Raw genomic sequence first — 19,570 nt, 5'->3', positions numbered from 1 at the left:
GGTTCGGGGTGCTGGGGGCGGTGGCGTACTCGCCGGAGGAGCTGGATCGGGAGCTCAGCTGGATCGACGAGCGGGTGGGCGGGCGGCCGTACGGGGTGGACGTGCTGGTGCCGGGGCGGATCGCGGCGGGGGCCGGGGGGTCGCTGGTGGAGGCGATTCCGGATGTGCATCGGGATTTCGTTTCGCATCTTTTACGGAAATATGGGGTTCCGGCGAGTGAGCGGATGGCCGGGAGCGGCGGGGACGAGGCCGGGCGGCGGGTGACCGCCGACGGGGCGATGGGGCTGGTGGAGGTGGCGCTCAAGCATCCGATCCGGTTGATCGCGAGCGCGCTCGGGCCGCCGCCCGCGGCGATGACGGAGCGGGCGCGGGCGGCGGGGGTGCCGGTGGCGGCGCTGGCCGGGACCGTGGAGCACGCCCGGCGTCAGGTCGCGGCCGGGGCTGACATCGTGGTCGCGCAGGGTGGGGAGGCCGGGGGGCATACGGGTGAGATCTCCACGATGGTGCTGGTTCCTCAGGTGGTGGACGCCGTGGCGGTGCCGGTGCTGGCGGCCGGGGGGATCGCGGACGGGCGGCAGATGGCGGCGGCGCTGGCCCTCGGGGCCGAGGGGGTGTGGTGCGGGTCGGTGTGGCTCACGACCGAGGAGGCCGAGACGTCTCCCGCGCTCAAGCGCAAGCTCCTCGACGCCACGTCCAGGGATACGGTCCGTTCCCGGTCTCGTACGGGTAAGCCCGCTCGGCAGCTGCGGTCCGCGTGGACCGACGAATGGGATGAGAGCCTGGAGAGCCCCGGGTCGTTACCGATGCCCTTGCAGATGCTCCTGGCCGAATCCGCGCACGGCCGGATATCGCGGGCCGCAGAAGCCGGCAATCCGGGCGCTCAGGCGCTCGCCAACTACTTCGTCGGTCAGGTGGTCGGGCAACTGAACCAGATCAAACCGGCCCGGCAGGTCGTCTACGAGATCCTCAGGGACTGCGCGAGCACCCTCGACCGCCTCAACGGCCTCACCCACTGACACGACATTTCGGAAATATCATGACAACGCCCGCCCTACCGCAGGCTCACGACCGAGGCGTGAAGTCATCGACGCCGGAGCGAGGTGGGCAATCCCCTTCGCTGTGGCGCCTGCCACGCCGCTTCCGGAAATCACGCCAGTTCCGGAAATATCGTGACGGCGCAACTCCAAGGCGGGTTCGGCCGTTAAGTGGGGGCAGGGGGTGTGAATGTTCGCGACGCTGACCGGGTTGGGGCTCTCGACGGCGGCAGGGCTCAACGCGTATATCCCGTTGATGGTGGTCGGCCTGGTGGCCAACTTCACCGACGCGGTGCGGCTGCCGCAGGGCTATGAGTGGCTGTCGAACGGGTGGGTGCTGGCGATCATCGGCGTGCTGCTGCTCGCCGAGTTCGTGCTGGACAAGGTGCCCGTCGTCGACCACGTGAACGACATCATCCAGACCGCGGTCCGCCCCGCGGCGGGCGGCGTCGTGTTCAGCGCGACCACGGCCGCCGCCGAACTGGACAACTCCACCTGGATGGCCGAGCACCCGGCGGTCGGCTGGGTGCTCGGCATCGTGACCGCCCTGATCGTGCACCTGATCAAGTCGACCGCGCGCCCGGTGGTGAACGCGAGCACCGCAGGCGTGGGCGCCCCGGTGGTCAGCACCATGGAAGACGCGGGCTCACTCAGCATGAGCCTGATCGCGATCTTCCTCCCGCTCCTGGTCCTCGTCGCCCTGGCCGCCTTCTCCGCCCTCGGCTGGCTGACCATCCGCCGAATCCGACGCTACAAAGCCGCCCGCCGCGCCCGAATCACCCAACGCAGGTCAGGCGCAGTCCCCTAGCCCACGCCCGCCGTGCGCATGTCGCGGACCTCGCGTTTGAGTTCCTTGATTTCGTCGCGGAGGCGGGCGGCGACCTCGAACTGCAGGTCGGCCGCGGCGGCGTGCATCTGTTCGGTCAGGGACTCGACCAAGGATTCCAGCTGGGCCCGGGGCATCTCGCCGACGATGGCCTTGGCGTGCTGGCCGGTCTGGCGTGAGGAGAGGCCGGGGACGGGAGCCTTGCCGCGGGACTGCTGACGGCCGCCGCCGCCGAGCAGTTCGGCGGTGTCCGCGTCCTCGCGGTTGAGCGAGTCCAGGATGTCGGCGATCTTCTTACGCAGCGGCTGCGGGTCCAGGCCGTGGAACTCGTTGTAGGCGACCTGCTTGGCGCGGCGGCGGTTGGTCTCGTCGATGGCCGCCTCCATGCTCGGCGTGATCCGGTCGGCATACATGTGCACCTGCCCGGAGACGTTACGGGCGGCCCGGCCGATGGTCTGAATGAGTGAGGTGCCCGAGCGCAGGAAGCCCTCCTTGTCCGCGTCCAGGATCGCCACCAGCGAGACCTCCGGCAGGTCGAGGCCCTCGCGGAGCAGGTTGATGCCGACCAGCACGTCGAACTCGCCGGAGCGCAGCTCGCGCAGCAGTTCGATCCGGCGCAGGGTGTCGACCTCGCTGTGCAGGTAGCGCACCCGGATGCCGTTCTCCAGCAGGTAGTCGGTCAGGTCCTCGGACATCTTCTTGGTCAGCGTGGTGACCAGCACCCGCTCGTCCTTGTCGGCCCGGGTCCTGATCTCCTCCATCAGGTCGTCGATCTGGCCCTTGGTGGGCTTGATGACGATCTCCGGGTCGACCAGGCCGGTCGGCCGGATGACCTGCTCGACCACGTCGCCGCCGGACCGGCCGAGCTCGAAAGGCCCCGGCGTCGCCGACAGGTAGACGGTCTGGCCGATCCGCTCCAGGAACTCCTCCCACTTGAGCGGCCGGTTGTCCATCGCCGACGGCAGCCGGAACCCGTGCTCGACCAGGGTGCGCTTGCGGGACGCGTCCCCCTCGTACATCGCCCCGACCTGCGGCACGGTCTGGTGGGACTCGTCCAGCACGAGCAGGAAGTCCTCGGGGAAGTAGTCCAGCAGCGTGTTCGGCGCGGAGCCGCGCTCCCGCCCGTCGATGTGCAGCGAGTAGTTCTCGATCCCGGCGCAGGTGCCGACCTGGCGCATCATCTCGATGTCGTAGGTCGTGCGCATCCGCAGCCGCTGCGCCTCCAGCAGCTTGCCCTGCCGCTCCATCGTGGCCAGGCTCTCCGCCAGCTCCGCCTCGATGCCGTTGATCGCCCGCTCCATCCGCTCCGGGCCCGCCACGTAGTGCGACGCCGGGAAGATGTAGAGCTCCTGGTCCTCGGTCACCACCTCGCCGGTCAGCGGATGCAGGGTGGCCAGCTTCTCGATCTCGTCGCCGAACATCTCGATCCGGACGGCGAGCTCCTCATACATCGGGATGATCTCGATGGTGTCGCCGCGGACCCGGAAGGTGCCCCGGGTGAAGGCGAGGTCGTTGCGCGCGTACTGCATGTCGACCAGGCGGCGGAGCAGCCGGTCGCGCTCGATCTCCTGCCCCACCTTCAGGCGGAGCATGCGATCCACATATTCCTGCGGCGTGCCCAGGCCGTAGATGCAGGACACCGAGGCCACCACGATCGTGTCGCGGCGGGTCAGCAGCGAGTTGGTGGCCGAGTGGCGGAGCCGCTCGACCTCCTCGTTGATCGAGGAGTCCTTCTCGATGTAGGTGTCGCTCTGCGGAACGTACGCCTCCGGCTGGTAGTAGTCGTAGTAGGAGACGAAGTATTCGACCGCGTTGTTGGGCAGCATCTCGCGTAGCTCGTTGGCGAACTGGGCGGCCAGCGTCTTGTTCGGCTGCATGACCAGGGCGGGCCGCTGCAGCCGCTCGATCAGCCAGGCGACCGTCGCCGTCTTGCCCGTGCCGGTGGCGCCCAGCAGGACGTTGTCCTTGTTGTTCGCCCTGACCCGGCGCTCCAGCTCCGCGATCGCGGCCGGCTGGTCACCGGACGGCTTCATCTCCGTGATCACCTCGAAAGGCGCCACCTTGCGCTGCAAATCTGTAACCGGCCTCACGCTTGCATAACCTACGCGCCCCCACCGACATTTCCTCACGCCATTGCAAGCGATCATCAAGTCCGCCCCGATAGCGTCCGGAATCATCGGATTCGAGGCCGGGGTAGAAGATTGAGGAGCGTGATGTCGAGTCCCTATCAGGGCACCGCCCAAAAGGTCATAAAAGTGGCCCAGACGGTCGCGGCGGGCGGCGATCCACGCCAGACGGTGCTGACCGCCGTCGGCCAGTACACCGAGGCGGCCGGGTTCCGTCTCGATCCGCGCGACTTCCTCGACGCCCGCCAGGACAGCGTGGCCGCGGGCACCTCGCTGGAAGCCCGCAGCGCCCAGCTGACCGAGGCCAACGAGATCGTCAACCGCAGCTTCGAGGGCCAGGCCCCCGGCGGCGCGCCGATGCACGTCATCTCCCCCGTGGTCATCCCGAAGACCGGCACGGGCAAGTTGGTGTTTCAGCTTCTGGCGCTGGCCGTACTCGCCGCGGTCGGGCTCGGCGGCGTCGGCCTGGGCGAGTTCGGCCTCGACCTGGACGGCCTGTTCGGGCCGCACTACTGGGCGGTGCTCGCGCTGGCGGCGCTGTTCCTGTGGTGGCGGCGCAGCGTGGTCATGGTCCCCGAGGGCTGCCGGGCGCTGATCACCAAGTTCGGCAAGCTCGTCCAGGTCGCGGAACCCGGCCGGGTGACGCTGTTCAGCCCGTGGAAACGGGTCAGCTACATCGTCAACACCACCAGGGAATACCCGTTCAACGCGCCCATCAGGGAGGCGCCCACCCAGCAGGGCGTCAAAGCCTCGGTGGACCTGTTCCTGCAGTTCCGGATCGAGGACCCGGCCGAGTTCATCTTCGTGCTCGGCTCGGTCGGCGGCTTCCAGTCCAAGCTGCAGAACGCGATCAGCGAGGTCACCCGCAGCCTGATCTACTCCCAGCGCGCCGAGGACATCTACGACCTGGTCGGCGAGAGCACCCAGGGCATGCTGGACAGCCTCAACCAGCAGTTCCTGCCGGCGGTCCGGATGACCGACGTCAACATCACCCACGCCGAGCCATCCAGCCAGGAATACCGGATGGACCTGGCCGCCCCCGAGATGGTCCGGGTGGCCAAAGAGGCCTACACCTACGAGTACGAGCTCCAGCTGCGCAAAGAGCAGAACGAGGGCGATCTCACCAGGGAGCTGGCCGGGCTGCACGAGACGCTGTCCGGCATCGAGGCCGAGATCGCCACGTACCAGGCCCAGATGGACACCGCGCTGGAACGCGAGTCGCACCGGGCGACGGCGCAGGCCCGGCAGCGCCTGATCGAGGCGGAGAGCACCGCCAAGGCCAACGCCGCCCTGCTGGAGGCCCAGGCCCTCGACATCCGGGCGCTCAGCAGCGCCGAGGCGCCGGAGATCCTCAACTACCGCTACCAGCAGGACGTGCTGGACAAGCTGGAGTCGGTGGCCGCGCGGCTGCCGCAGGTCGTGCAGATCGGCGAGGCGAAGGCGATCAACTACCTGGCGCTGGCCGGCGAGCTGGTCGGCACCGGCGAGGCCACCCTGTTCACCGACGCCGACATGACCGCCATCCAGGCCAGGCTGGGCGCGATCCAGGAACGCGTGGACGGCCGCCAGGCCGAGATCGAAGGGCTGAAGTGATGAGCAGGGAATCCTCGAAGATCAAGGAATCGCTGGCGTCCTGGTCGGACATCCGCCAGCTCCTGCGCGGCGGCGAACGCGGCCAGCTGGTCCCCGTGGTGATCCCGAAGGACCGGCGCGGCTACGCCTGGCTGGGCCTGCTCCTGCTCGCCCTCTACCTGGCCGGTACGGCCGCGCTGGGCGGCGGCGCCCTGCGCCCCCTCGCCGGGGCGGCCTCCCTCGTGGTCCTGCTGGTGGCGGCCGTGTGGCTGTGGCGGCGGGCCATCGTCGAGATCGAGGAGGGCACCACCGGCGTACGCAGCCGCTGGGGCGCCATCTCCGGCAACCTCGCGCCCGGCCGGCACTACCTGTGGCTGCCGTGGGACCGGGTCGACGCGGTCGTGGACACCTCGACCGAGATCCCGTACACGGCGCCCATCATCGCCTGCCCGACCGCCGAGAACGTGCCGCTCAAGTCGATCGAGTTCTTCCTGAAGTTCCGGATCGTGGATCCGGTCGCCTTCGTCCGGACCATCGGGGCCGGCAACTTCGACCTGGTGCTCAGCAGCGCCGTACAGGACGCGATCCGGCAGCGCGGGCGGCGGGTCACCACCGAGCGGGCCTACGACCTGCGCGGCTCCGACGTGGGCGACATGCAGGAGGCACTCAACCGGCAGCTCGGCCGGTACGGCGTGCGGGTCACCGGAGCCAACATCCCCGACGTGCAGCTGCCCGACACCTACCAGCAGCACCTGGCGACCCGGGAGAAAGTGGCCAAGGAACTCTCCGCGTACGAGCGGGAGTGGGAGCTCACCAGGAAGCGGCGGATCGACACGCTGCTGATGGAGATCGAACGCGCCAAGAAGACCAGGGACGCCCGGCTCGTCGAGGTCAGGGCCGCGCAGAACACCGCGCGCAAGGACGTCGCCCGGATGCTCGAAGAGCAGGAGACCGAGGCGCAGCGGGTGCGCTGGGAGATCGAGGCGCGCGGCCGGGCCGAACTGACCGCCGCCGAGAACGAGGCAAAAGGGCTGCGGCGGCTGGCCGCCTCCTACCGCGACAACCGGGCCGTGCTGCAGTATGAACTCGCCCGGCGACGGCTCGACGTGGGTGCCAAACTGGCGGAGCACGCGCCGACGCCACTCGTCATCCGGACCTCGCAGGGCGGCGATCCGGCGTCCGCGCTGCTGCTCGCCCAACTACTTCCCCGGCTCGGGCTGGGGAACCCCCCGGCCTGACCGGCCGTTGATACGAACTGACGTACCCCCTTCAAGGAGCCTAACAAATGGTCTTCCGCAAGCTCATGGCCGCGTTCGGCGCCGGTGTCGAAGTCGACACCGTCCTGCAGACCTCCACCGTCCGGCCGGGTGAGACCCTCGCCGGCACCGTCAACTTCCGCGGCGGCGCCAGCGACTACAAGGTCGAGGGCATCTTCGTCGACTTCACCGCGGTGGTCGAGGTCGAGAGCGGCGACAGCGAGTACAAGCAGACCCACAGCTTCCTCCGCCAGCAGGTGGCGGGCCCGTTCCACCTCCAGCCGAACGCCGTGCACGCGCAGCCGTTCCAGATCCCCGTCCCGTGGGAGACGCCGATCAGCGCCATCGGCGGCCACCCGCTGCGCGGCATGACCCTCGGCGTCGCCACCGAACTCTCCCTGGCTGGCGCCCTGGACAAGGGCGACCTCGACCCGCTGTTCGTCAACCCGCTGCCGATCCAGGAGCACCTGATCACCGCCCTGGACCGGATGGGCTTCCGCTTCAGCAAGGCCGACCTGGAGCGCGGCACCCTGCAGGGCTCGCGCATGCCGTTCTACCAGGAGATCGAGTACTACGCCGGCCCGCAGTGGAGCCGCCACTTCCAGGCCCTGGAACTCACCTTCATCACCGGCCCGAACGCGATGGACGTCATCCTCGAAGCCGACAAGCGCGGCGGCTTCATCTCCTCCGGCCACGACGTCTACAACCGCTTCACCGTCCCCCTCAACGGCAACCCGGCCGCCGCCGAACAGGCCCTCGCCGCCGGCCTCCAGTCCATGGCCCAACGCCGCGGCTGGTTCTAACCCTTTCTCTGGTACGGCTCCCGCGTTCTCGCGGGAGCCGTATTCGTTCGCCGAACTCGTCTGGCGGCTGTGGGGATTCGGGTAATGTCCGGACTGTGAAGCTGGCTTCCCGAATCGCCGTGGCTGGAGTCTGTTTCGTCACGCTGACGGGGTGCTCAGAGCCACCGAGACCGACACTCGCGACGGCGAGCCGTAGTTTGGTGAGCGATGGCCAGGAGTTGCTCACCTCGGCCCTGACGCAGCGGGCCGGAGTTTTTCGGGTAACCGAAAAAGCGGAAAAAGACTCGGATAGCGCCTGCGTACCGGGCTCGAAACAACGATTCTTCCGCGCGCAGGGCAACTTTCAGCGTCCGGGTAGCCAATCGCCTGGCACGGCGGCCGGGCTGGTTCGTAGCGCACTTCTCGTGATGAACTACGATCAGCTAGTCGATGATCTTGATTTTCGGGACGAAGATCTGTCGGTCGTCGTCCTGCACAAGCCTGAGTCCGCGGTGACATTCATGGTCGCGACGCGCAACACTGAGCCGAACATCCTGATCGTCGGGAAGACCGACTGCTTCAAGCCCGAGGAATGACCGGCAGCACTCACGACATGGGCAGCAGGGCAGTCGCCCGTAGCCGTTCGGCGCTTCGCCGAAGGTTCGCCGCGGTCGCGCGGCACGTTTCGATGAGCTCCGACATCCCCTTGTCGAGACGCTGCGCCTCGTCGGCGAACCTGCCTGCGGCGGCTCCCGTCCAGTAGTTCGCGCTACCGCCGGGAGCCACCGGGATTCCTCTGAACACTGCCTCAAGCTCCCCGGCGTGGCCCTCGAAGACTCTGGCCAAAGCCTCCTTCGCCGCCGCTTCCTGAAGAATCCGGTGCGGATTATCTGCCACCGCGCTATCCTCCTCGGGCCTCTAGGGCGTTTACCAGCGCAGGATGGAGGCGTTTATGGAATACGCCCTCCACGAAATCTCGGTCCCACACGGTCAGCGGCTCCTGCCCATGCTCTTCCATTGAGTTCTGCAGCAAGTCCATCTGAATGGTGATGAGCCTGTCCGCGACCGCTTCGGCCGTATCAGGGGTCCAGCCGTCGAGGTAGTTCTTGACCAAATCGGTTAGCAGCGCCTTTCCTTCGCCGCTCTGATGATCGATCGTGGCGCTGCCCAACGCAGTGGCATCCTCGAAGATCTTGGCGAGGATGAAGTTCACGGGTAGCAATGCGGCATCGGCAACCAGGTCGATGAACTCGTCGTCGTTGAACTCCGCATAGGTCGAGCCGCCCAGTAGCAGATTCGAAAGCCCGCCCGCCTCAGCCGACAGTTGGACGAACTCCTTCCGCTCAACCCAATCAGAGCTGAACGGGTACTCCTTCCCGATATCCAGGCCCTGAACATACGCCGCGAAGTCGGCCTGCAACTTCTTGGCCGTCTGCGGGTCCTGCATGAGCGCACCGACGAAACGAGCCGCCACATCCGCGTCCAGGGCCTTCCACAGCCCGGACGGCGCTACTTCCAGATCCGGCGAATCCGCGTGCACCTGGCCGCGTCCCAACTCGCCAAGATACGGAGTCAGCCGCTTGGCCAGCACCAGGTTGAGCGGCGCGTCCTTGAAGGTGAGGAAATGGCCTGAAACCATCTCCGTCCCCTTGTAGCCGACCCCGTTGATCAGATTGATCCAGGCCCGCTCCCGCGTCGCCGCGGCACCGGTGCGCGGGTCGAACGCGCGATCCAGAGCCGTTGCGAGCAGCGCGGAGAATTCACCACCGGTTCCCGTGCCTCGGACCAGTGCCGGCCGCAACAACTGCCCGGCCACGTCCCGATGCTCGGCCAAGAGCCTCTGAAAGGCCCCGGGATTGGCGGTATAGGCACGGACCACGAGGGCACTGTTCCAATCCGGGCCCGCCAGTAGGGGCACCGAACCGGAGGCTGATGAACCGAACTGGCGGACGGCGACCTCGTTGAGGAAAGCCTCGGAGGAGCGAGCCAGCCCTACTATGGCCGACAGCGTGGCGGGTTCGGCACGCGTCAGCACGTTTTCCCGCCAGCCGACCGGGAGGCGGCCGGAGGCCTCCGCGGTGGTGAAGGCGACCGCCAATGCCCCCAGCGACACCCGCGCCTTGTCCAGGGAATCCGGACGAAGACCGTTACGCTGGCCCGCGGCGTGAACTTCCATCCACTCCCCGAAGATCGTGTGCAGCGACTCGGGCCCATCCAGGGCTCGCAGTAATGCCGCCGCATAGGCGGGATCGCGTGTGTCGTCGAGACCGGCGGCGGCCAGTGCCGAATCCACCTTCATCCAGGAGGAGAGCGTGTCCTCCGTGCGGTGAGCGGCCAGTGTCTCGGCCAATGCCGTGCCCGCGCGGGTTCCGGCGGCTGCCGCCTGCTCCTGACTGGCGAAGGGCATCTTCACCGTCGTCAACTCATGGGGAGAATCCGGGAGGACCTGGGTCAGCACCTCCAGGCGCCATCGCAGGTCGGCCTGGGTGTCGTGGAAGAACGCCCATGCCCGGTGCATGGCGGTGACGCCGCCAGGGCCGGCCCAGTCCGCGCCCGCTTCGGCGATCGCGGTCTCCAGCCCCGGGCGCGCCCCCGCCAGTACGCTCTTGCCCGCTTCCAGCCGCCGGATCAGTGCTTGCACCCCGGCTGGGTCCATCCCCATGAACTCGGCCACAGCGCCTCCTGGGAGCAAAGCCTAATCAGGCGGGCCCTGGCGATACGGCGGACCGGCGACATGGAGCTCCAGGTACACAAAGAGTTGCTATGAGGTTACATGGGTGAGTTCGTGCCAGAGTTCGGCTACCTGGGCGTCCAGGGAGGCGAGGGGGCCGTTGTTGTCGATGATGATGTCGGCGATGGCGAGGCGGGTTTCGCGGGTGGCTTGGGCGGCGATTCTGGATTGGGCGTCTTCGGGGGTCATGCCGCGGGTTGTGGTGAGGCGGGTCAGGCGGGTGAGGTCGTCGGCGTCCACGACGATGACCTTGTCGTACATGGCGGCGAGGTTGTTCTCGGCCAGCAGGGGGACGTCGTAGACGACGATGGCGTCGTCGGGGGCAGCGGCCTGGAGTTCGGCGACGCGGGCGCCCACTTTGGGGTGGACGATGGCGTTGAGGGCCTTGAGCTGGGCGGGGTCGGTGAAGACGATTTTGCCGAGGGCCTCGCGGTCGAGGGCGCCGTCGGGGCGGAGGACGGCGGCGCCGAAGGTGGCGGTGATCTCGGCGAGGCCGGGGGTGCCGGGTTCGACGACCTCGCGGGCGATGAGGTCGGCGTCGATGACGAGGGCGCCCCGGGCGGCCAGGCGGCGGGCGACCTCGCTTTTGCCGGAGCCGATGCCGCCGGTGAGTCCGATCTTCACGACGGCAGCTTAGCCGGGCGGCGCAGGTGCACCAGGGTCAGGTGGTCCTGGAGGCGCTCGCGGTGGGTCTCGCGGTAGCCCTGGCGGCGGTAGAGGCGCAGGTTGCCGTCGGAGAGGTGGCCGGTGAACAGGTCGAAGGAGTGCACGTCGGGGTGCTCGGCCAGGACGGCGTCGTGGACGGCGGACAGGAGCGCGGTGCCGATGCCCTGGCCCTGGCGGTCGGGGGCGACGACGAGCCGGCCGACGACGCAGCTCCGGCCCTGCTCGCCCGGCTCGGCGATCCGGCCACGGACGGCACCGACGATCCGGCCATCACCGCGGGGGTCCTCGCGGGCGGTGAGGACGATGGAGGTCTCCACCACCTTGCGGAGCTGCTCCAGGGATTCGACCAGCGGGGGAATGAACGGATCCCCGTAGAGCTGAGCCTCGCTGACATAGGCGGCGCGCTGCAGAGTGAGGATCTCGCCCGCGTCCGCGGGCCGGGCCCGTTCGATGGTCGCCACCGGGCCACCCTACCGAGAATCCAGGAGCTATCGAGAAACAGGATCTGGCCGACGGCGGCCAGTCGCTCCGCCGACACGCTCACTCGTGAGCCGCAGTCGCGGCGGCCTATGAGCCCCCCGGACACGGCGCCACCGCGACACAGGGCTGCCGGGGATTACCGGCTACCAGCACGCGGGAATCGAGTAGGGGGCGGGGTTGGCCCGCCCCCTCTCACACCACCGGACATGCGGGCCCGCATCCGGCGGTTCATCAAGCCGTGGCCCTGAATCTGCGCCAGATACGTCGTAATCCCAGCAGACCAAGGTCTGCCCAATAGTCATTCGGCAACGCCCGCTGAAGGACGGGTGACCCCGCGATCCGCCAGTAACCCTTGCTCGATGCCACCCACTCACGAGCGGACCGCTCGGGAATACCAAGACCGCGCAGGTTACGGCGACGGGCCGCGTAGCGTTTCCATTCCTTCCAGCGGATCTGCCGCATCCGGCGGCGCAACCATTCATCCAGGCCGCGGAACACCCGGGAGGCGTCAGCGATCCGGAAATAGGCCATCCACCCCATGATGAACATGTTGAGCTTGCCGATCCTGCAGGCCATCGACACGCTCCACCTCCGACTGGTCAACTCCCGGATCTTCACCTTCAGACGTTCAACCGCCTTCGGATCGACCCGGATCCTCACCCCGGAACGGGAAAAGTAGAACCCCAATCCCAGCAACCTCGCCTCGCGGGCATGCCGGACCGAGGACTTCTCCGTGTTCACCTTGAGTTTCAACCGCTGCTCGACCACGGCCGTGACCGAATCGAGCACTCTATGGGCCGCTCGTCTGCTGCGCACGAAGACACGGATGTCGCCGGCGAAGCGGACGAACCTGTGACCACGTTTCCACAGCTCCCGGTCCAGATCATCCAGCATGACGTTCGATAAGATCGGCGATAACGGGGAACCCTGAGGGGTCCCTTCCGTACTCGCCGAAACGATCCCATCCATCATCACCCCGGCCTCCAGACACCTCCGGATGAGCCTGAGAACCCTCCGGTCCTCAACCTTGCGCGCCACCCGCGCCATCAACACATCGAACTGAACCAGATCAAAGAACCGCTCCAGATCGACGTCCACAACCCAGCGGAGCCCATCCTCAACGCATCGCCGCGCGACCCGCACCGCCTGATGGACGGACTTGCCGGGACGGAACCCAAAACTGGACCCCGAGAAGAACGGGTCGAAAAACGGCGTGGACCTGCGCCATCGCCTGCTGAATCATCCTGTCCAGCACAGAGGACACTCCCAGCAAACGCTCCCCGCCCCCGGGCATGGGGATCACCACCCGGCGAACCGCAAGCGGCCGATACGTGCCCGCGTCCAAAGCCTCCCGGACACCCGCCCAATGCTCCCGCAGCCACGGCCGGAGTTCCGCCGTGCTCATGCCGTCCGCACCAGGCGCGCCCTTATTGGCCTCCACACGCCTCAACGCCCTGAGCAGGTTGTCCCGCGAGAGCGTCAACTCCCACAACGAGACCTCCAACCCAGGGAGAACAGCCTCCTCAAGGTGCGCCGACCTGCCGCTACGCTCCATCGTGGTACTCACCGGGATTCACCGGCCCCTTCCACGACGGGCCCGCGCAAGCGGGATGGCTGCGATCAAAGCGACCGGCACGAGCACCACCGATTCCTCAGTCCTACTTGACGTTCGGTCCTTCCCGGCTGATTGTCCGTTCCCCTCACCGGCACTACGACCTCTGCTGACCTCTGCCCGGTCAGACCCGGCCTCACGACCAGATCCGTCGGCGCGGCGACATCCACAGCACAACCGACCCCCGGCAGATCTCCCCAGGTAAGAACGACCACTTTCCCCCTACGCCCGCCGCGTATACCTGACGCCCCTGTCGGTGATGACGGGCTCCACCTTTCCTTGCAGGCTCACCCAGAACGCCCAGCCTCATACGCGGTTCGTGTCCCTCGGTGCAGGGTTTCGCCTCGGGCTTCCTCCAGACCCCGCCTCACGACGACGCCCTTGCCTCCGGCTCGGAGTCAGCACCACCTCTTCCTCCAGGGACTTTCACCCCCAAGCAATCGCCCATGCTGGGCGCACAACGGAAAGGCCCCGCCGGAGCGGGGCCTTAGCGTCAAGCGGTTGAGCGGTCTAGCTGGTGGGTCAGCTCTGGCCGCCGGCCAGCTTCTCGCGGAGGGCGGCGAGAGCCTCGTCGGAGGCGAGGGCGCCGCCGGTCGAGGCGGCCGGAGCCGGGGTCTCGCCGGAGTAGCTGGACGGTGCGGCCTCGCTCGCTTCGGCTTCCTCGGCGCGGGCCTTCTCGACCTGCGTCTTGTGGGCCTCGAAACGAGCCTGGGCCTCGGCGTACTGCCGCTCCCACTCCTCGCGCTGCTTGTCGAAGCCCTCGAGCCACTCCCCGGTCTCGGCGTCGAAGCCTTCGGGGTAGATGTAGTTGCCCTGGTCGTCGTAGGTCGCCGCCATGCCGTACAGCGTGGGGTCGAACTCGACGTCCACACCGGCGCCCTCGTTGGCCTGCTTGAGCGACAGGCTGATGCGGCGACGGTCGAGGTCGATGTCGATGATCTTCACGAAGATCTCGTCGCCGACCTGGACGACCTGCTCGGGGATCTCGACGTGGCGCTCGGCCAGTTCGGAGATGTGGACCAGGCCCTCGATGCCCTCCTCGACGCGGACGAACGCGCCGAACGGCACCAGCTTGGTGACGCGGCCGGGCACGACCTGACCGATCTGGTGGGTCCGGGCGAACTGCTGCCACGGGTCTTCCTGCGTCGCCTTGAGCGAGAGGGAGACGCGCTCGCGCTCCATGTCGACGTCGAGCACCTCGACGGTGACCTCCTGGCCGACCTCGACGACCTCGGAGGGGTGGTCGATGTGCTTCCAGGACAGTTCGGAGACGTGCACGAGTCCGTCGACGCCACCGAGGTCCACGAAGGCACCGAAGTTGACGATCGAGGAGACGACGCCCTTGCGGACCTGACCCTTCTGCAGGGTGTTGAGGAACGTCTGGCGCACCTCGGACTGGGTCTGCTCAAGCCACGCGCGCCGGGAGAGAACCACGTTGTTGCGGTTCTTGTCCAGCTCTATGATCTTCGCCTCGAGCTCGCGTCCCACGTACGGCTGGAGGTCGCGCACGCGGCGCATCTCCACCAGCGACGCCGGGAGGAAGCCACGGAGGCCGATGTCGAGGATGAGTCCACCCTTGACGACCTCGATGACCGTGCCCGTGACGATGCCGTCCTCGTCCTTGATCTTCTCGATCGTGCCCCAGGCGCGCTCGTACTGGGCGCGCTTCTTGGACAGGATCAGACGGCCTTCCTTGTCCTCCTTCTGGAGGACCAGGGCCTCGACGTGCTCACCCACGGATACGACGTCAGCGGGATCGACGTCGTGCTTGATGGAGAGCTCACGCGAGGGGATGACACCCTCGGTCTTGTAACCGATGTCGAGCAAGACCTCGTCTCGATCGACCTTGACGACGGTGCCTTCAACGATGTCTCCGTCGTTGAAGTACTTGATGGTCTCGTCGATCGCGGCGAGGAAGGCCTCCTCGGAACCGATGTCGTTGACCGCTACCTGCGGGGTGCTCGAGGTGGCCTCAGTGCTGCTCGTCATGTGTGGAATTGCTCCGAACCGGACAGATGTCGTTGTGACCGAAGCGCGGCAGGCCCTGTTTCGTTCAACCGAGGAAGGGATGAGCGAGCGCGAGCCCGCTCCCTTTGAGGCGCGCGCGAGCCCACAGCGCAGCGATCAGCATATGAGACCTGACGGTTCTGGTCAATCGGAGGGCCCCAAGAGTCCCTTAGTACTCGATGACCTTTTTAGACCGCTTTGAACCTATCTCACCACGGAGTTGTTTCGGAAGGGAGATGCTGGCGGGATCTCCGTCGGCGGTGTAGAGCTCATCGGGATGCTTCCTGAACCACTCCAGCCAGTACGTCGAGCACCACTTCCGGCAGTCCCCCGCCGTCCCGTTGGACTGGATCCGCTGGATCGCCCGCCGATCGAAATCCTGGTGGAACGGCGACACCGACGGCTCCGCCCCGGCCAGGAAGACCCCATCGAACTGGTACGACGTCCCGTCCCAGCTCCCCTCCATCGCCACGCTCCGCTTCACCGGCTGCGACCCGAACGGCAGCGCGAAGGTGGTCGACGCGGGCGCGCCGAGCCTGGCCAGCAGCCGCTCCTGCCGGGCGATCTGCTCCTTGACCTTCTTGGCCGTCAGCCGCCGCAGGTCGGGATGCCCGTAGGAGTGGTTGGCCACCTCGAAGCCGTGCTCCACCAGCCAGCGCACCGCCGCCGCCTGCTCCGCCTCGCCGGTCAGCCCGAACGGTTCCCGGTTGACCCAGAAGGTGGCCACCGGCCGGAAGGCCGGGTGCTTGGCGGCCATCTCGAAGATGATCCCGACCGCGGTGTCCTTCTTCGGCAGGCCGGCCGCGTCCAGCGCGAAATGGGTGGGGTTGCCGTCGTCGAAGGTCAGCACCACCGGATGCGCGCCCGCCGGGATGTCGATCGCGCCGGACACGAACTCGGCCGCGGTGACCGGCACGAACCCGCGGGTGGCGAGTTTCTCCAGCTCGCTCCTGAGCTGCGCCGGAGACCGGTCAATGGACGCCAAATGTTTCTTCTGGATTCGGTGGTACATCAGCACCGGCACCTTGCCGAGCTCGTTGGCCCGCGCTTTCCTGGCCGACTCGACGGTCGCGGGAACCGGCGCGGGCAAGGTCGGCGCGGGTAATAGCGGCGGCGCGGAGACCTTGCTCCGGGCCGCCCCCTGCCCGTCCGCCGAAGGCAGCACCGCGAGGGCGACCAGCCCGGCCGCCACAACGATTACGTTGGCGACGGCCGTCACCCCAGCAAGCTTGCGCACAGTCATCCGACCCTAGCGCCCGGCCGCGCCGCGCGGTATCGATCCGCCCCATCCCACCGGCGATCCCGCGGTCAGTGGCCGGCGTCCTCCCAGGTGGTGCCCACCCCGACCGAGACGTCCAGCGGCACCCGCAGCTGGTAGGCCTCGCGCATCCGCGCCACCACGACCTCGCGGAGCGAGTCCAGCTCGCCCGGCGCGACCTCGAACACGAGTTCATCGTGGACCTGGAGCAGCATCCGGGAGCGCATGCCCTCGATGGCCCGCTGCACGTTCAGCATCGCGACCTTGATGATGTCGGCGGCCGACCCCTGGATCGGGGCGTTCAGCGCCATCCGCTCGGCCATCTCGCGGCGCTGGCGGTTGTCGCTGGTCAGGTCGGGCAGGTAGCGGCGGCGGCCGAGGATGGTCTCGGTGTAGCCGTCCTTGCGGGCCTGGGCGACGATGGCCTCCAGGTAGTCGCGGACGCCGCCGAACTCCTCGAAGTAGCCGTTCTTGAGCTCGCGCGCCTCGGCCACCGGGATGTTCAGCTGACCGGACAACCCGAAATCGGACAACCCATACGCGAGGCCGTAGTTCATCGCCTTGATCTTGGCGCGCATCTCGCCGGTGACGGCCTCAGGGGCGACGTCGAAGACCTTGGCGGCGGTGGCCAGGTGGAAGTCGTGGCCGGACTCGAACGCCTCGATCAGCGACGCGTCGCCGGACATGTCGGCCATGATGCGCAGCTCGATCTGGCTGTAGTCGGCCGTGAGCAGCGTCTCGAAGCCCGCGCCGACCACGAAGCCCTTCCGGATCCGGCGTCCCTCCGCGGTCCTGATCGGGATGTTCTGCAGGTTGGGCTTCTCGCTGGACAGCCGCCCGGTGGCGGCCACGATCTGGTTGAACGTGGTGTGGATGCGGCCTTCGTCGCCGATCTCCTTGATCAGGCCCTCCACCGTGGTGCGCAGCTTCTGCTGGTCCCGGTGCCTGAGCATGATCGTCGGCAGCTCGTGCTCGGTCTGGCCGGCCAGCCAGACCAGGGCGTCCGCGTCGGTGGTGTAGCCGGTCTTGGTCTTGCCCGTCTTCGGCAGGTTGAGCTTGACGAACAGGATCTCCTGGAGCTGCTTGGGCGAGCCCAGGTTGAACTGCTCCCCCACCGAGTCGTGCGCGGCCTCGGTGGCCTGCTTGACGGCGGCGGCGAACTCGGCCTCCAGGGCCGCGAAGTACTGCCGGTCGGCGGCGATGCCGGCCCGCTCCACCTCGGCCAGCACCCGGACCAGGGGCAGTTCCACCTCTGTCACCAGGCGGGTGCCGCCGCGCTCGGACAGGAAGCTCTCCAGCGCGATGGCCAGGTCGCGGACGGCCAGCGCGCGGGTGCCCAGCTCCTTGGCGGCGGTGTCGTCCTCCTCGAACAGGCTGGTCTGGCCGTTGCCGTCGCTCTCGGCCTTCAGCTCGCGGTGCAGGTAGCGCAGCACCAGGTCGTCCAGCGGGAAGCTGCGCTGGCCGGGCAGCGCCAGGTAGGCGGCCAGCGCGGTGTCGCAGGTGAGGCCGCGCAGATCGAGCCCGTGCGCCCACAGGGCCAGCAGCGGGCCCTTGGCGTCGTGCACGGTCTTGGGCCTGGTGTCGTCGGCCAGCCAGGCGCTGAGGGCCTTCTCGTCCTCGGGGGTGAGCTGGGTGGGGTCGAGGTAGGCGGCCGAGTCGTCCGGGGAGGCGATCGCGATGCCGTCCAGGCGGCCGGTGCCGCTCCCGTAGACCCCACGGAAGGCGAGGCCGGCGCGGCCCTCGGGGAGGGCGCTCAGCCAGGCGGCGACCTCGCCGGGGGCGAGGGAGGTGACCTGGACCTCGACCGCGCCCTCGATCTCGGGTTCGGCGGTGCCGAGGGTCTTGAACAGGCGCTCGCGCAGCTCGCCGCGGATCTGCAGCGAGTCGAGCAGTTCGTTGATCTTCTCGCGGTCCCACTGGCCCATGGTCAGCTCGGTGGGGCGCACGTCCAGGACCACGTCGCGTTTGAGCTCGGTCAGCATCCGGTTGTGGATCACCTGGCCCAGGTGCTCCCTGAGCATGCCGCCGACCTTGCCCTTGACCTCGTCGGCCCGGCGGACCAGCTCGTCCAGCGAGCCGAAGTCGAGGATCCACTTGATCGCGGTCTTCTCGCCCACGCCGGGGATGCTGGGCAGGTTGTCGCTGGGGTCGCCGCGCAGCGCCGCGAAGTCGGGATACTGAACGGGGCTCAGCCCGTATTTCTCCTGCACGGCCTCGGGGGTGAAGCGGGTCATGTCGCTGATGCCGCGGCGGGTCATCAGCACGGTGACCCGCTCGTTGACCAGCTGGAGCGCGTCCCGGTCGCCGGTGACGATGAGGACGTCCATGCCCTCCTCGGTGGCCTGGGTGGCCAGCGTGGCGATCAGGTCGTCGGCCTCGAAGCCCGCCAGCGACAGGTGCGGGATGCGCAGCGCGTCGAGCAGCTCGAAGATGAGCTGGATCTGGCCGACGAAGTTCTCGGGAGTGGCCGACCTGTTGGCCTTGTAGTTCGCGAACGCCTCGTGCCGGAACGTGGGCTCGCTGCGGTCGAAGCAGACCACCACGTGCGTCGGCGCCTCGTCGCGCAGGATGTTCGTCAGCATGGACGTGAAGCCATACACCGCCTCGGTGTGCTGGCCGTCGGTCGTCATCAGGTTGGCGTCCTTCAGCGCGTAGAACGCCCGGTAGGCCAGCGAGTGCCCGTCGAGGAGCAGGAGGCGGGGACGGGTGGGGGTGGCTTCGTTCTTCGGCACACCCGCAGCCTAGTCTGCCCCTACGACAGAAAACCTCTGGAAGGAAGAGCCTTGACCCAAGAGCTCGTGGCACTGATGAACGAGGCGGGGAACGGGCACCTGCCCGAGCGGATGGGCATCGAGTTCATTGAGGCGACCGCGCACCGGGTGGTGGCCAGGATGCCCGTCCAGGGCAACACCCAGCCGTACGGGCTGCTGCACGGGGGCGCCTCGGTGGTGCTGGCCGAGACGATCGGCTCCACCGCCGCGGCCATGCACGCGGGCGCCGGGCGGATCGCGGTCGGCATCGAGATCAGCGCCACCCACCACCGCTCGGCCACCACCGGCCACGTCACCGGCGTCGCCACCCAGCTGCACGGCGGCCGCACCATCGCCACCTACGAGATCGTCATCACCGACGACCAGGACCGCCGCGTCTGCACCTCGCGCCTCACCTGCATGCTGCGCGACGCCTCCTGAGCAGGACCGGCCGGAAATGGGGACGGCCA

Annotated in this window: 16 protein-coding genes and 1 pseudogene; 7 read left to right on the top strand and 10 right to left on the bottom strand. The window is 68.0% G+C overall.

The window, feature by feature from the left end; all coding sequences use genetic code 11:
* Together Acor_RS06000 and Acor_RS05995 are read left to right on the top strand one after the other, a co-directional pair.
* A partial coding sequence (locus Acor_RS06000) for an NAD(P)H-dependent flavin oxidoreductase (RefSeq protein ID WP_155335521.1) occupies positions 1 to 1,016 on the top strand: 1,016 nt, incomplete at its 5' end.
* A gap of 208 nt (positions 1,017 to 1,224) precedes the next feature.
* Complete coding sequence (locus tag Acor_RS05995; protein WP_155335520.1) at positions 1,225 to 1,842, top strand: DUF4126 domain-containing protein; 618 nt, start codon at positions 1,225 to 1,227, stop codon at positions 1,840 to 1,842.
* Here Acor_RS05995 and uvrB read toward each other — a convergent pair.
* Entirely contained in the window at positions 1,839 to 3,950 is a 2,112-nt protein-coding gene (uvrB, locus tag Acor_RS05990) for an excinuclease ABC subunit UvrB (protein WP_155335519.1), read from the bottom strand. The genes Acor_RS05995 and uvrB overlap by 4 nt on opposite strands.
* Before the next feature lie 123 nt (positions 3,951 to 4,073).
* Between uvrB and Acor_RS05985 the strand changes: the two genes are divergently transcribed.
* From Acor_RS05985 to Acor_RS05970, 4 genes are all read left to right on the top strand, one after another.
* Positions 4,074 to 5,579: an SPFH domain-containing protein gene (locus Acor_RS05985; RefSeq protein ID WP_155335518.1), complete on the top strand. Its 1,506-nt coding sequence runs from the start codon at positions 4,074 to 4,076 to the stop codon at positions 5,577 to 5,579.
* Positions 5,579 to 6,796, top strand: a complete 1,218-nt coding sequence (locus tag Acor_RS05980) for an SPFH domain-containing protein (protein ID WP_155335517.1) — start codon at positions 5,579 to 5,581, stop codon at positions 6,794 to 6,796. Before Acor_RS05985 ends, Acor_RS05980 begins: the two co-directional genes overlap by 1 nt.
* A gap of 47 nt (positions 6,797 to 6,843) precedes the next feature.
* Complete coding sequence (locus Acor_RS05975) at positions 6,844 to 7,617, top strand: sporulation protein (protein WP_155335516.1); 774 nt, start codon at positions 6,844 to 6,846, stop codon at positions 7,615 to 7,617.
* Positions 7,618 to 7,712: 95 nt separating this feature from the next.
* A complete protein-coding gene (locus tag Acor_RS05970; RefSeq protein ID WP_155335515.1) occupies positions 7,713 to 8,192 on the top strand; it encodes a hypothetical protein in 480 nt (159 codons plus the stop codon).
* Between the two features lie 10 nt (positions 8,193 to 8,202).
* Here Acor_RS05970 and Acor_RS05965 read toward each other — a convergent pair whose 3' ends face one another.
* The 9 genes and pseudogenes from Acor_RS05965 to polA form a co-directional block, all read right to left on the bottom strand.
* Positions 8,203 to 8,493, bottom strand: a complete 291-nt coding sequence (locus Acor_RS05965) for a WXG100 family type VII secretion target (RefSeq protein ID WP_155335514.1) — start codon at positions 8,491 to 8,493, stop codon at positions 8,203 to 8,205.
* Positions 8,494 to 8,497: 4 nt separating this feature from the next.
* Positions 8,498 to 10,270 (bottom strand): hypothetical protein, encoded by a 1,773-nt coding sequence (locus tag Acor_RS05960; protein WP_155335513.1) that lies wholly within the window; start codon positions 10,268 to 10,270, stop codon positions 8,498 to 8,500.
* 87 nt (positions 10,271 to 10,357) lie between these two features.
* Positions 10,358 to 10,945 (bottom strand): dephospho-CoA kinase, encoded by a 588-nt coding sequence (gene coaE, locus Acor_RS05955; RefSeq protein ID WP_155335544.1) that lies wholly within the window; start codon positions 10,943 to 10,945, stop codon positions 10,358 to 10,360.
* A 2-nt stretch (positions 10,946 to 10,947) separates the two neighbouring features.
* Entirely contained in the window at positions 10,948 to 11,454 is a 507-nt protein-coding gene (locus Acor_RS05950; protein ID WP_155335512.1) for a GNAT family N-acetyltransferase, read from the bottom strand.
* 250 nt (positions 11,455 to 11,704) lie between these two features.
* Positions 11,705 to 12,091, bottom strand: a complete 387-nt coding sequence (locus Acor_RS44040) for a group II intron maturase-specific domain-containing protein (protein WP_281353157.1) — start codon at positions 12,089 to 12,091, stop codon at positions 11,705 to 11,707.
* Between the two features lie 78 nt (positions 12,092 to 12,169).
* A pseudogene (locus tag Acor_RS44035) lies at positions 12,170 to 12,661 on the bottom strand (reverse transcriptase domain-containing protein); the annotation flags it as partial.
* Between the two features lie 946 nt (positions 12,662 to 13,607).
* Positions 13,608 to 15,074 (bottom strand): 30S ribosomal protein S1, encoded by a 1,467-nt coding sequence (gene rpsA / locus Acor_RS05940; protein WP_155335511.1) that lies wholly within the window; start codon positions 15,072 to 15,074, stop codon positions 13,608 to 13,610.
* Between the two features lie 187 nt (positions 15,075 to 15,261).
* A complete protein-coding gene (locus tag Acor_RS05935; RefSeq protein WP_155335510.1) occupies positions 15,262 to 16,335 on the bottom strand; it encodes a polysaccharide deacetylase family protein in 1,074 nt (357 codons plus the stop codon).
* 65 nt (positions 16,336 to 16,400) lie between these two features.
* The gene (polA, locus tag Acor_RS05930) at positions 16,401 to 19,082 is read right to left on the bottom strand and encodes a DNA polymerase I (RefSeq protein WP_155335509.1); all 2,682 of its coding nucleotides are present in this window, start codon (positions 19,080 to 19,082) and stop codon (positions 16,401 to 16,403) included.
* 75 nt (positions 19,083 to 19,157) lie between these two features.
* Here polA and Acor_RS05925 point away from each other — a divergent pair, with 75 nt between their 5' ends.
* Positions 19,158 to 19,541, top strand: a complete 384-nt coding sequence (locus tag Acor_RS05925; RefSeq protein ID WP_155335543.1) for a PaaI family thioesterase — start codon at positions 19,158 to 19,160, stop codon at positions 19,539 to 19,541.
* The last annotated feature ends 29 nt before the right edge of the window (positions 19,542 to 19,570 follow it).

Origin of the sequence: Acrocarpospora corrugata (assembly GCF_009687845.1) — a bacterium.
Lineage (GTDB): Bacteria > Actinomycetota > Actinomycetes > Streptosporangiales > Streptosporangiaceae > Acrocarpospora > Acrocarpospora corrugata.
This window is presented reverse-complemented; position numbering and strand designations above follow the sequence as displayed.

Coding starts and splice junctions, on each gene's coding strand:
- Acor_RS05995 (WP_155335520.1), top strand. CDS start 1,225: ATGTTCGCGACGCTGACCGGGTTGGGGCTCTCGACGGCGGCAGGGCTC.
- Acor_RS05985 (WP_155335518.1), top strand. CDS start 4,074: ATGTCGAGTCCCTATCAGGGCACCGCCCAAAAGGTCATAAAAGTGGCC.
- Acor_RS05980 (WP_155335517.1), top strand. CDS start 5,579: ATGAGCAGGGAATCCTCGAAGATCAAGGAATCGCTGGCGTCCTGGTCG.
- Acor_RS05975 (WP_155335516.1), top strand. CDS start 6,844: ATGGTCTTCCGCAAGCTCATGGCCGCGTTCGGCGCCGGTGTCGAAGTC.
- rpsA (WP_155335511.1), bottom strand. CDS start 15,074: ATGACGAGCAGCACTGAGGCCACCTCGAGCACCCCGCAGGTAGCGGTC.
- Acor_RS05935 (WP_155335510.1), bottom strand. CDS start 16,335: ATGACTGTGCGCAAGCTTGCTGGGGTGACGGCCGTCGCCAACGTAATC.
- Acor_RS05925 (WP_155335543.1), top strand. CDS start 19,158: ATGAACGAGGCGGGGAACGGGCACCTGCCCGAGCGGATGGGCATCGAG.